At 42.4% G+C, this 12,379-nt stretch carries 3 protein-coding genes; all 3 read left to right on the top strand.

Annotated elements, in window-relative coordinates:
* The first annotated feature begins 14 nt into the window (after positions 1 to 14).
* Positions 15 to 7,811, top strand: coding sequence for a SpvB/TcaC N-terminal domain-containing protein (locus C4E06_RS19020; protein WP_107669741.1), 7,797 nt, complete (start codon positions 15 to 17; stop codon positions 7,809 to 7,811).
* A 146-nt stretch (positions 7,812 to 7,957) separates the two neighbouring features.
* Positions 7,958 to 9,037: a hypothetical protein gene (locus C4E06_RS19015; RefSeq protein ID WP_107669739.1), complete on the top strand. Its 1,080-nt coding sequence runs from the start codon at positions 7,958 to 7,960 to the stop codon at positions 9,035 to 9,037.
* Between the two features lie 154 nt (positions 9,038 to 9,191).
* A partial coding sequence (locus C4E06_RS19010; RefSeq protein ID WP_198648818.1) for a Tc toxin subunit A occupies positions 9,192 to 12,379 on the top strand: 3,188 nt, incomplete at its 3' end.

The following is a 12,379-nucleotide window of genomic DNA, read 5'->3' as shown; positions in this document are numbered from 1 at the left end:
CTTAAATTCTTACAATGACATTTGCGTCCCAACGAAATCAATCAAACGCCGAAAGTAACCAAGAAGGCGCGACTCAAAAAACTTATATCTCAGCTTCACCAACTATCTCACTACCCCAAGGTGGCGGAGCGATTAAAGGATTAGGTGAGAAGTTTGCGGCTAATCCGGTAACGGGTACAGGTTCAATGTCCGTGCCAATCGCAACTAGCCCCGGACGATCTAGATTCGGCCCACAACTCTCTTTATCCTACGACTCTGGTTCAGGAAATAGCATTTTCGGTTTGGGTTGGAATCTGTCTATTCCCTCCATCACTCGTAAAACAGATAAAGGGATACCTCGCTACTTTGATGAGGAAGAATCTGATGTCTTCATTCTTTCAGGGGCGAAAGACCTTGTACCTGTATTGGTGCAGAATGAGCAAGGAAAGTGGGTGCAAGAAAGCTTACCCGAAAGAAACATTAACGGCATAAATTACCGCATAAAACCCTATCGACCTCGAATTGAAGGATTATTTGCGCGAATTGAACGTTGGAAAAATTTAGAGTCGGGTGAGATTCACTGGCGATCGCTGTCCAAAGACAATATCACGACACTTTATGGCAAAACTGCCGAAAGTCGAATCGTCGATCCCAATGATTCTACTCGCATCTTTAGCTGGCTAATTTGCGAAAGTTACGATGATAAAGGGAATGCAATTCGCTATAAATACAAGTCAGAGAATTCAGATGGAATTGATACCGCCCAAGTCCAGGAACGCAACCGCAACGATAATATCCGTTCTGCAAACCGTTATCTCAAACGTATTCAATACGGCAACCAAACACCCCGACAACCTGATGAAGATTTAAGTTTACGAATAGATTGGATGTTTGAAGTAATCTTTGATTATGGAGAACATGACTCTGAAAATCCCACACCCGACGATGTTGGAATTTGGTCAGTTCGTAACGATCCGTTTTCTTTCTATCGAGCAGGTTTTGAAGTGCGTACCTATCGCCTCTGTCAACGGGTACTCATGTTTCATCATTTCCCAGAAGAGGAAAGAGTCGGACAGAGTTGCTTGGTGCGTTCAACAAACTTCACCTATTCCTATGAGGAAAATCTTACAGATATTCGTAATTCAATTTATTCTAAACTCATTTCGGTGACTCAAACAGGCTACAAACGGAATTTAGAAGGGGGCTACATTCAGAAATCTTTACCGCCGTTAGAGTTTACTTACAGCAAACCCGAAATTAATGGAACGGTGCATGATGTTGACCCCGAAAGTTTGGAAAATTTGCCTCAAGGATTGGATGGAACAAACTATCAATGGGTGGATTTAGATGGAGAAGGTTTATCAGGAATTCTCACTGAACAGGGAAATAGTTGGTTCTACAAACGTAATCTCAGCCCTATTCAGACAATTAAAGCAAACAATCAAAACACGATTACCGCAAAATTTGCCCCAATTGAATTAATAGTTAGTAAACCTGCAACATCTTTAGCTGATAACGCTCAATTTATGGACTTAGCAGGGGATGGACAACCAGATATAGTTACGCTTCGCAGTTTAACACCTGGATTTTATGAACGGACTTCAACAGAAGAATGGGAATCGTTTATTGCTTTTAAATCTTTACCCGTATTAGATTGGAATAATCCCAATTTGAAGTTTATTGACTTGAATGGGGATGGACACACCGATATTTTAATTACAGAAGATAATTGCTTTGTTTGGCATCCTTCTTTGGCTGAAAACGGGTTTGGTACAGCAGAACGAGTAAATCAACCTTGGGATGAGGAAAAAGGTCCGCGTGTTGTATTTGCTGATAGCACCCAGTCAATTTATCTGGCAGATTTTTCTGGGGATGGATTAACAGATATTGTGCGAATTCGTAACGGCGAAGTTTGTTACTGGCCGAATTTGGGTTATGGACAGTTTGGGGCAAAGGTGACGATGGATAATTCTCCGTGGTTTGATGCACCCGATATTTTTAATCAGCGTCGAATTATATTAACAGATATTGATGGTTCGGGAACAACGGATATTTTGTATTTAAGTGCAGAAGGAGTGCAGGTTTATTTTAACCAGTCCGGTAATAGTTGGTCGGTAAAGCAGGTGTTGCGATCATTTCCGCCTATTGATAGTGTGGCTTCTGTGACAGCGATCGATCTATTAGGAAACGGAACGGCTTGTTTGGTCTGGTCTTATCCTTTACCTGGGAATGGTCGCATTGTGATGCGCTACATCGACTTAATGGGTGGACAAAAACCCCATTTATTAATCAAAACGGCGAACAATTTAGGTGTAGAAACTACCGTTCGGTATGCACCTTCGACCAAGTTTTATTTGCAAGACAGGTTAGCCGGAAAACCTTGGATTACTAAGTTACCTTTTCCCGTTCATGTTGTAGAAAAAGTTACCGTTTTTGATAAATGGCGACAGACTCGTTTTACGTCTACCTACAGCTATCATCACGGCTACTTTGACGGGATAGAAAGAGAATTCCAAGGATTCGGGCGCGTAGAACAAACCGATGTAGAAGATTTTGGAACATTTACAGATGGAAATACTGCCAGTCCCTACATCAGTGACGACCAAACTTTGTATCAACCTCCCGTTAAAACAATTACTTGGTTTCATACAGGGGCATTTTTAGATCGGGAACATATCCTCTCCCAGTTTGCTGATGAATATTTTCCCCACTGGTTTGAGGAACTCAATCCCAATGAAACGAATATTTTGGGAGATTTTCAAGAGAATATCTTGCCAGAACCCGATCTAATTGGCGAAAACCTTAGTGCAGAGGAATGGCGGGAAGCATTACGCGCTTGTAAGGGAATGATGTTGCGACAGGAAGTGTATGAATTGGATGTGGATGCTATTAGACAAGGTAAAGAACGAAAAGTTCAACTTTTTTCTACAGCATTTCATAACTGCCATATTCAGCGACTTCAGGCTCATGGGGACAATCGCCATGCCGTTTTTCTAGTCACTGAAAGTGAAGCAATTACTTATCACTATGAACTGGATTTGACAACGGATAGCCTTGAACCGAATCCGCGCATTTCTCATACTCTAAACTTACGAATTGATCAATATGGTAACGTGCTGGAATCGGTAGCTGTAACTTATCCTCGTATTGATCAGTATGAAAATGAAACACTCCCAGAAGGAACACAAGGACTCATTAATCAGGTACAACAGGAACGCCATTTAGTTTACACGGAAAATCGCTTTACCAACGATGCAATCTCCGATGACCAGTATCGTTTACGTTTGCCCTGTGAGGTAAAAACTTACGAAATCACTGGAGTTGCCCCCAAAGAAGGCTTTTACTATACTCTGTCAGAACTTCAAAGGGTTAACATAGCGAACGATGATGTTGTTGAAGATGATGAGATTGTTGAAGAAATTGCCTATCACAAATTTCCAAATCGCACGACTCCTGAGAAACGACGAGTAGAGTGGGTGCGAATATTGTACTTTAGTGACGATCTGGAAACACCTCTGCCTTGGGGAGAATTGAACTATCTGGGTTTACCCTACGAAACTTATAAGCTGGCACTCACGAATGAATTACTAAATGCAGTCTTTCGGTCAGAACATTTGACATCAGAAGTCCGTGATAATTTAGATAACGCCGAATTAAGTGGCTATCTGAGCGGTATTACCCTGGCAGAACGCTTTTCTGATATGGATACGACTGATCAGTATTGGATTCGTTCTGGGATTGCTGGTTTCGCACTCGATGCAGCAGAGCATTTCTACTTGCCGGAACGCTACACCGATTCGTTTGGACAAACGACAACACTGGTTTACGACTCACGGGATCTCTACATCGAATCAAGCACTGACCCCATTGGCAATACTACTCAGGTGACTCAGTTTGACTTTCGGGTGCTGACCCCATCCGAAATGCGGGATATTAATGGGAATCTCTCACGGGTTTACTTTGATCTTCTCGGTTTGCCAACAGCAATGGTAGTCATGGGTAAGGGAAATCAAGGGGACAGTCTAAATTCCTTCAATGATGAACTGGCTAATCCCACTTCGGCAGAACTCAGTGCCTTTTTTGTTGAGAATGCCTACGACGAAAGCCAAGCTCGGACTTGGTTGGAAAATGCCACAGCCCGATATGTGTATTACTTCGGCGAACAACAGAATGATGATGGCACAACAACTTGGGGTGAATATCCCGCCTGTGCGTGTAGTATCATTCGCGAACAGCATAGAAATGAAGAAAGTCCGCTTCAGGTGGCGTTTGAATATTCAGACGGTATGGGGACTGTATTAGTCAAAAAAGTTCAAGCCGAACCCGAAACAGCCAATAGCCCATTACGTTGGATAGCGACGGGTAAAACTATTCTCAACAACAAGGGCAACCCCGTCAAACAGTACGAACCCTACTTTAGCCAAAACGAATTAGGCGAACCCGATCATCGGTTTGAAGAACCCCAAGAAGTCGGAGTTACCCCGATCCTTTATTACGATGCCGTGGGGCGGCAAATTCGCACTGAAATGCCAGATGGAACTTACAGTCGGGTGGCGTTTTCCCCTTGGTTTATGGCAACCTACGATGGGAATGATACTGTACTAGAACCAAACAATGCCTGGTACGATCGCTATCTCAGTGGTGCGCCCGAACAACGACAGGCCGCTCGTCTAGCTGAAGTTCACGCCAATACTCCAGCAGTGACCCATCTGGACAGTTTGGGTCGGGAAGTGGTGGCGATCGCTCACAACAAATGGCAGCGCGAAGAGGTTGATTTTGAGGAGAAATATGTAACGTTTACTAAGCTGGATATTGAAGGAAAGCCTCTATGGATAAGAGATGCGAGGGGAAATCGGGTGATGGAGTATATCAATTCTCCGGGTGCAGAAACGGGTTTTGTACCGTGTTATGACATTGCCGGGAATTTACTCTTTGAACACAGCATGGATGGGGGCGATCGCTGGATGTTGATGGATGCGACGGGACAACCTTTTTACACTTGGGATGAGAACGAACGGGTAACAGAAACAGATTCTTCGGTGCTGGAAGGTCGCCGTTTTCATACGATTTATGATGCTTTGCGTCGTCCAGTAGAACAGCAGTTACAAATTGATCAAGGTTTTCCTCTAATCATTGAGCGGTTGATTTATGGCAAAGGGCAACCGGATGATCTTAATCGTAACCTGCGAGGACAGGTTTATCAGCACTACGATTCTGGTGGGTTGGTTACAAATCAGCGATTCGACTTTAAGGGTAATTTGCTGGAAGTTACCCGCCAACTGGTCAGTGACTACAAAGCATCAGTGATTGATTGGTCTGGGAACTCCCCGACGAATAATCTAGAATCTAAGGAGTTTACTGTCTTTACTGAATACGATGCCCTAAATCGTCCGACTTTATTAACCAGTCCCGACCAAAGTGTAACCCGTCCAGTGTACAACGAAGCCAATCTACTGGAACAAATGTATGTACGGTTACGGGGAGCAGCCACAGAAACGGTTTTTGTAGAAAATATCGACTATGACGCAAAAGGTCAACGAACTTTAATTGAATATGGTAACGGGGTACGAACAGCCTATACCTATGACCCCGAAACCTTTCGACTGGTGCGGATGCTGACGACTCGTGACTTAAATCCCCCTCGCTTACAGGATTTACACTACATCTACGATCCGGTGGGAAATATTACCGAGATTCGGGATGATGCTCAACAGACGGTTTACTTTAACAATACTCAGATATTGCCACACAATAACTACACCTATGATGCCCTTTATCGCCTAATTTGGGCGCAAGGACGGGAACACGCCGTTCAAAATAACTTACAGCGAGATGCAACGGATTTTAACCCTATTCTCGTTATCCCCTTTCCCAATAGTCCGGAGGCTCTACAGCAATATGTCGAGGAATACACCTACGATAGTGTGGGCAATATCTTATCCATGAGGCATACGGGGGGAGCGTTTGAACGTTGGAATCGTTGTTACCAATATGCTGAAGACAGTAATCGCTTGTTGGCGACTAGCAGACTGGATGATGCCGACCAGTTTGCAAACTATACTTATGATACCCATGGCAATATGACAACCATGCCTCATTTGCCGTTAATGCAGTGGGATTATCAAGATAGGTTAAAAGCAACCAGTCGCCAGATTGTTAACGAAGGGACACCAGAAACCACTTATTACGTTTATGACGGTAGTGGTCAACGGGTGCGGAAGGTAACAGAACGACAGGCAACAGAAGGAATTTCTACTCGAAAGAATGAGCGAATTTATTTAGGTGGGTTTGAGATTTATCGGGAATATGAGGGCGATGGGGAAACGGTAACTTTGGAAAGGGAAACTCTACATATTATGGATGATCAGCAGCGTATTGCGTTGGTGGAAACGAAAACTGTTGACACTGAAAACAGCAGTGAAACTCCCTTATTAACTCCCATAATTCGATATCAACTGGGCAATCATTTGGGTTCGGTCAGTTTAGAAGTGGACACAGCAGGTACGGTGATTTCCTATGAGGAATATCATCCTTATGGGACGAGTGCTTATCGGGCGGGGCGATCAGCGACAGAAGTGAGTTTGAAGCGATATCGGTATACAGGAATGGAGCGGGATGAGGAAACGGGATTAGGGTATCACGGGGCTAGGTATTATGCGCCGTGGTTGGGGCGATGGACAGCAGCAGATCCTATTGGAACTGAAGGAGGGCTAAATTTTTTTTCTTACTCACGATTAAATCCAATCAATTTCATTGATCCATTGGGAACTTCTGATAAGTCAACTACTGATAGGCCAACTCAAGAAGAAATTAGTTCCTACGAAGAAGCAGCAGAAGCACATAATCAAGCAGTTCATACATGGCACGCACAGGTGAGTTCGGCTGATCTACTACGTGAAATTGAACCAAATATTGACATTCGTCTAGAACGAGAACGAGTTTTATTACTCAATAGAGAAAACCAACTCTGGAGAGAGTGGTTTGACCTTTCACTTCGTATACACATTGCTGATGTAAAGCAAATTCGAGAGGAGCAGTTTGAAAACGGTGGCCCAGAATTTATGAATTTGAGTGGTAGAACTAGATTACGGATTGGAGGTGTTGCAAAGCTATCTGGTGGTGTAACTGCCATGCTGATTCCTTCCGGGGCTGGTCAAGTTGTTGGATCAGATTTTGCTCAAGCTGGGCTTCGACAAATTATCACAGGTGAGGAGTCTAACACTGTAATGCGAAGCGCAGGTGAATTCACTTCTGAGGCATTTGGCAATTCACCACGTGTCGCTAGAATTCACGGTGATATGGCAGAGACATTTATTTCAGCTGGGGTTGCTGGGTTAGAAATGGGAGTAGGTTTTGCAACAGCATCTCCTCATACTTTATTACCTCCAAAAATTTCAGGCAACAATTTTATTCCACCAGTACGGCGATTTAATTACTCTAGTGCAGATCCTAAAGCTCCCGTTCCACCTCGTCCAGATATGAATGAAATTATGGGGAAATCAGCTCAAGAAGTAACCGGGATTCCAAAATCAGAGTGGTTACATCTCAAAGGAAGAGCCAAGTTTGGTGGATCAGATGATCCATCTAACATAGTAGCAGGAACCTTTGAGGCAAATTATCAAATGGGACGAATTGAAGCACTCGTAGTACACCTAGAAAAACTAGGTCAAAACGTCAATTATAGTGGCGTTCTGAGGGGCAAGTGGCTTCGGCTTAGAGTTACCTCAAATAATAAGCCTCTTATAAACCTGAGATTGGATACTCGAACCCAGAATGTGGCTCCTCGAGGCTCATCCCAAATCTTTAATAAAGGCTTTAAAGTTAGACGTTGAAAATGAAGTGTTTCGTGATTCAGTGTAATTATCCAATCTTGTAGTGCGATCGCACGCTCTTGTAAGTTAAGTTGAGGCAACAAAACCAAAACATCTTTGCTCAAAAGTATATTCAAAAAACTCAAAAAAAGGAGACTAAATTAAAAATGAATACAGAAACCAGAAACAAAAACCAACTTCCTTGGACTGAAGAACATTGGAAACAAATCGATATGGCGGTTCACGATGAATGTAAGCGCACCAAAGTCGCAGCCAAATACTTACCCCTTTACCCTGCCCCTGGAGCGATGACTGTTCCTTCTGATACCGTACTGTTAGGAAACCAACGTGACAGACAAGGAGAAGAAAAATTAACCATCGATGAAACTGCCATTACTCCCATTCTTGAACTCGAAGTCCTATTTCGATTAACCTATCAACAAATTATGGAATCGGACTTAAGCAGTGCCATCACCCTTGCCACTCGTGCCACTAACCTCCTGTCCCAAGGGGTTGATATAGCCATTCATGGTGGCCCATCAGGAATTCGTTCTGCTCCCCTATTTCGCGATCGCAGAGTGGTTATTGCCTCTGGACAATCCGTCATCGGGTTATTAGAAGCCCCTGAATTTAGTGGCGAAACTTCCCAAATTCAAACGATTCAAGTACCCACCACATCAGCACCAGGAGAATTTCCTCCTCGATGGGGCGAAAATATCTTTGGAGCCGTTTCTTTAGCTTATTCTCGGCTTCAAAGTGGTGAAGGGTTAGCCCAAGCACATTATGGACCCTATGCCTGTATTCTTAACTTTCAGCCCTATGCAGATTCCTACGCGCCCTTACCCACTACCTTAATTATTCCAGCCGATCGCATTAAACCCCTAGTAACAGAAATGCACCACGGTATGGGATCGATGTCAGAAGATATGATGAAAAAACACAGCGAAGAAATGCACAGCTATGGGCGAGATATGAGTTATATGTACACTCATCATAAGTATCCTCGCTACTATGGAACAGGAACTATCCCTCTCAATCCTAAACCCCTAGGATTATTTCTCTCACTGGGTGGTAATACTATGGATTTAGTCATAGGGCAAGATGCGATGACTGAATATGTTAGTCAGGAAGGAAACTTCTACTGCTTCCGTGTCTATGAGCGTTTCACATTACGCTTGAAAGATCCCACTTCAGTTATCCGGCTAGAATTTCAAGAACCGACTTCTACACCCCCTACGGAATACTAACTGAATAGAAACAGAAAGGCAAAATATCTAAAGCAAGTCAACCTTTTGTCGTGAAAATTCACTGTTCTAGTTGTAAATGGCTGGTTTTTAACTTGAAATATGACTACGTTTTCAAAACCAGCCATGTGAATAAGTTTTATGGAGTTGATAAGTTATGCGTATCGAGCATGAAGGCATCTTATTATGGTACGGAACCCCTGACGCACCTGCACCCGATAATATTGTTTCAGCAAGCGATAAAGTAGCCATTACAGTTGGCGTTCAACCTGTAGATGCTAGTAATGCTGTGGAAGTGCGCTATCGAGTCAATCAAGGTAAATTTATCACTATTCCTGCTCAATTTCTAAAAAATGGACGAGGTTTAACGTCTCAATATTTTAGAGCCTCACTTCCTGCGTTTGAACCTGGGGATATAGTAGAATATACAGCTATTTGCCGTTGTGCTGGACGACAAGTTCCATCTGTAGATGATCTAGGAAAATTTACGTCTTCATTCACTGTTGTTGAAGCAGGGAGTCAAATCAATAATAATTCTCCCGATTCAAGTCAGAATCAACAGATATCATCTAACGAGTCAATTAATACTAACTTAAAAGACGCTCAGTTTGTCCAACCTGAAGAAACTGCACAGAAAGAAGAAGAGATTCTCTCGCGTCTTTCTACTCGTAAGAAAAAACACCTCAAAAATTTGACGGCGGGAATTACCGAGGAAAAGCAAAAAGAAAAACTCAAGCAACTTTTCAGCGAAACGGAAGGAGAATTTAATCCATTAAAAACTCGTTTAGAAGAAAGTGAAGAATTTGATCCAGAAAGTATCAAAAAACTGACATTTAAGCATGAAGTTGCTGAACTTCTCGAGGATCAAGAAAACTGGATCGCTGCTTGCACTCAAAACAGCCATATTAATTGTCTTCGCGATATTGCGCTCAATTATAAAAAACAAGACTTCAAATCCCTTATTAGTGCTGCTGGTATTCCCGAAGATGCTCAAGGAGAAGACGAAGAAGATTGTTTAGAAAAATGTGCCACCAGAGTTTGCGATCGCCTTTTTCAGATGATTCCCACCGCCGTCGTTCAGCGCATGGTGCGAGATGAAGAAATTGCTATAGACGATCCAAAGGTTCGTGAGGGCATTTTTTCCGTATTAAATGACCATCCCGATCTTGACTTCCGAAAAACCTCAGTATTGGAAGTATTACAAGACCCAGATTGTCTAAAATCAGTATCAGAAGAACATCGGGATAAAGTTGCTGATGAGTTAAAGAACTTACAACGCCTCTCCGTTTTGAGTCCTGAAGCTGAAGCGGTACCCACCCTACTGAAACGTAATTTAACGTCAGCTTATGCTATCAACGAAGTACCGATGGAGCGGTTTGTCCGCCTTTACGCTGACCAATTAGGAGGAGAAAAGATCGCCCGTGCCGTTCACCGCAACGCCCAAAATATTACTGCTCGTAATGAAGAAGCCTATGTTGCCCTTCGACAAGCCGTAACTGGTCCGCCTGTGCGTATGATTAATGGAGATTCGGCAACCGTAGAAAGACAAAGAAAAGCAATTAGAGAAGTTGTTCAACAGAATAATATTCTTATTAATTTTGAGACTTTATTTGGTAGCGTCGATCTGTGTGAATGCAAACATTGTAATTCTGTATATAGCCCCGCAGCCTATTTAGTCGAGTTGTTCCAGTATCTCCGCAATAACAACTTAGATCCCGATTATGAAAACACTGGGAAGTCTGGCTACTCACAAACTCCCTTGGAAATGTTTTTCCGTCGTCGTCCCGACTTAGGCCATCTCCAATTAACCTGTGAAAATACTAACACTCTCATTCCCTATGTTGATTTAGTCAACGAGGTGATGGAAAGCTTTATTTTCAACCTAAGTAAATACGAAAATGATACGCTAACTCCCAAACGGGCTAGTATTCGCGTTCATAATGTAGAAGACGAGAGCAGTGGTGAACTACTAGCCGAACCTCAGCACACTAATTATTACACTTACAAAAGACTTAGTAATACTGTCTATCCCGTTTGTAAACTTCCCTATCATCAACCGATTGACGCTACCCGTGAATATTTGAAATACCTGGGTACGAGCCGATACGAACTATTTGACACTTTCCGTGCAGATGTTCCTCTCGAAGTTGAAGAAAATGTCAGCGATGCCGAACGAGAACGGGCTAGTCGCAAGCAAGAATTAGACGTGCTGGCTGTAGATCGGGCGATCGCAGCGGAATTTCTTCACCTTACAGAAGAAGAATATATCATCTTAACCAAAGAAGGATTCCAGACAAAAGAATGGTATGAACTAGAAGAGAAAACCAGTTTAACCCTATCTCAATATCGTCAGAAAATAGGCTTTAAAAATACTTGGGATTACTACGGTATTCAAAGTGAAGACCAGATGATTGAAGAATTGAAGTGGGTAAAACCTGCTCAGGACACAGGAATGGTTGGTTTCCTCCGTCGAGTTAACATTCAATATACTGATTTAATCGAACTATTAAAAACTCGATACATTAATCCTAATTATTTGTCAGGCAAAGACCTTGCCTATATGAATAGCTTGCGCTACAGCTATCGCTATCTTCAAAGTTTAGTGGATGAAACTCAAACCGATATTAAACTGAAATATCAGAAATTAGTTGCATTTCTACAGTCTGAAGAAGTATTAGATACTAAGGACTTTAGTGAAGTTTTCGTCGAGTGTTGGATATATAAAAACTTCGCAAAAATTGGTAAGTTAATTGTTTTGGAGAGTGGAGGTTCAGAATGCGCTTGTCCTGAAGGCTACATATATTTTCATCAAAAAGTCTTGTATTTACATTCAGATTGTCGAGTTATGTTCGGTGATGAGGAGATAGGTTATCTAGATATAGAGAAAGGGAATATTGTGGTTTATGATGATCCCAATTCTCAATACTATATTGACGGAAAATTTGAAGGAATTGATGGCAGTGTAGGAGAAGTTGCAAGAAGTGTTTTATTGATAAATAATAAACCTTTTACCTGCAATTCTATCTTTACCAGTGATTATTGCGACCTTTCTAAAACTCAACTCAAACACCTAGATGGAACAGCCCTGACAGTAGCAGAATACGATCGCTTTCATCGCTTCATTCGACTTTGGTGTAAACTCGGTTGGACAATTTATGAAGTGGATCAAGCGATTATAGGAATTGGAGAAACCATCGAAAAACCTCCTTTTAAACCCTTAAATTTTTTGGCAAGTAACCGCTTTGTTGCCTTGATGCCTTCTAAAAAAGAATCGACGGAAAAGCCATCTTCCCAACGGTCTAAGTTTTCGGCAAGTAGTAGCTTTACAGCATTGCCACCATCTGA

This window comes from Cyanothece sp. BG0011 (assembly GCF_003013815.1).
GTDB lineage: Bacteria > Cyanobacteriota > Cyanobacteriia > Cyanobacteriales > Microcystaceae > Crocosphaera.
The sequence above is the reverse complement of the archived record's forward strand: the minus strand, read 5'-3'. Positions and strand labels throughout refer to the sequence as shown.

What these genes read in the sequence shown, in the direction of transcription:
- C4E06_RS19020 (WP_107669741.1), top strand. Translation starts at nt 15, where the DNA reads ATGACATTTGCGTCCCAACGAAATCAATCAAACGCCGAAAGTAACCAA.
- C4E06_RS19015 (WP_107669739.1), top strand. Translation starts at nt 7,958, where the DNA reads ATGAATACAGAAACCAGAAACAAAAACCAACTTCCTTGGACTGAAGAA.